Annotated in this window: 1 protein-coding gene; it reads right to left on the bottom strand. The window is 55.2% G+C overall.

All coding sequences use genetic code 11. The features are described from left to right. Window positions 1–19: 19 nt before the first annotated feature. A complete protein-coding gene (locus DFP86_RS19195; RefSeq protein WP_133684329.1) occupies window positions 20–982 on the bottom strand; it encodes an IS110 family transposase in 963 nt (320 codons plus the stop codon). Between the last annotated feature and the right edge of the window lie 194 nt (window positions 983–1176).

Genomic DNA, 1176 nt, shown 5'->3' with positions numbered 1-1176 from the left:
GTAGATACTGTTATCCGAGTCAAGCGATAAGAAACGAACTGTCGAATGGCTTACCGGATTTCAGTACACCGTGAGCGATATGCACAAGCTTGCGCATGAGGGCTCCGATGATCACCATCGGGGCTTTCCCTGCGGCTTGCAGACGATCGCGGAAGGCCTTCCCCCATTCGGTCTTGCACATAACTACCATGGCCGGCATATAGAGCGCTCGCCGGATGCCGGCATGGCCAACCTTGGACATCCTGGTTTTGCCTCGCACACTGCTCCCGGACTCATGGTGGCGCGGATCCAGCCCAGCGAAAGCCGCAGCCTCTTTGGCGCGGGCGAAGCGCGATGGGCCGCCATAGTGGGCGAGCAGAACGGGGATCGTCTTGTCGCCGAGTCCAGGCACGCTATCGAGCAGATGGCGTTGCTGACGCAAATCCGGGTCATCGTCGATGTGCTGACGAATTTGCTCATCCACCTTCCGAATCGCCTCTTCCAAGTACGCAATGTGCTTGTCGAGTTGCTCATGAATGGATTCGTCGGCAACCAAGCGACGGTTGTGTTCTTGCGTCAACATATCATTCAGCGCCTCACGCCGATGAATTAGCGCACGCAAAATCCGTAACGACCGAGGTGGTGCTTGCCATGGTTCGGGGGTTTGGCTGAAGCAAAACTCGGCGATCAATTTGGCATCCACCTTGTCGGTTTTACTGCGTACCAACGATGCAGTGCCATAGGCCTTGATTTGCGCCGGGTTGATGACACTGACCGGATGGCCGCTATCCGCCAAAAACTCAGCGAGAGCTTCCCAGTATGTGCCAGTGGCCTCCATGCAGGCATGTGGCTGACCTGCCTGATGTCGTTCAAGCCACGAGGCTAGCTCAGCAAATCCCTTCGGCGAATTCTCAAAAACCTTGCTTTTGTATTTCCCGTTTGGGAAACGCAAAGCAATATCAAATTTGGATTTGGCGATATCGATGCCAAGAATGTGGGTCATGTGAGAACCTCTCGCGCAATCTACCTTGTCAATACGGGCTCACGGCGGGGCCGGGCCAAAGATACTGTCCGATTTCTAGCAAGAAGATGAGGGATGGCTGGCGCAAAATCTACGTCACAGGCATTAGGCCTAAGGAGCGGTACGGCATCCAGCCTCCCCCTTCTCAACTTCACTTCCCACAATACAAGGAGCGG

It is taken from the genome of Paludibacterium purpuratum, from assembly GCF_004363805.1.
Classification (GTDB): domain Bacteria; phylum Pseudomonadota; class Gammaproteobacteria; order Burkholderiales; family Chromobacteriaceae; genus Paludibacterium; species Paludibacterium purpuratum.
This window is presented reverse-complemented; position numbering and strand designations above follow the sequence as displayed.

Excerpts from the sequence above, each read along its gene's own strand:
- DFP86_RS19195 (WP_133684329.1), bottom strand. The coding sequence starts at position 982 with ATGACCCACATTCTTGGCATCGATATCGCCAAATCCAAATTTGATATT.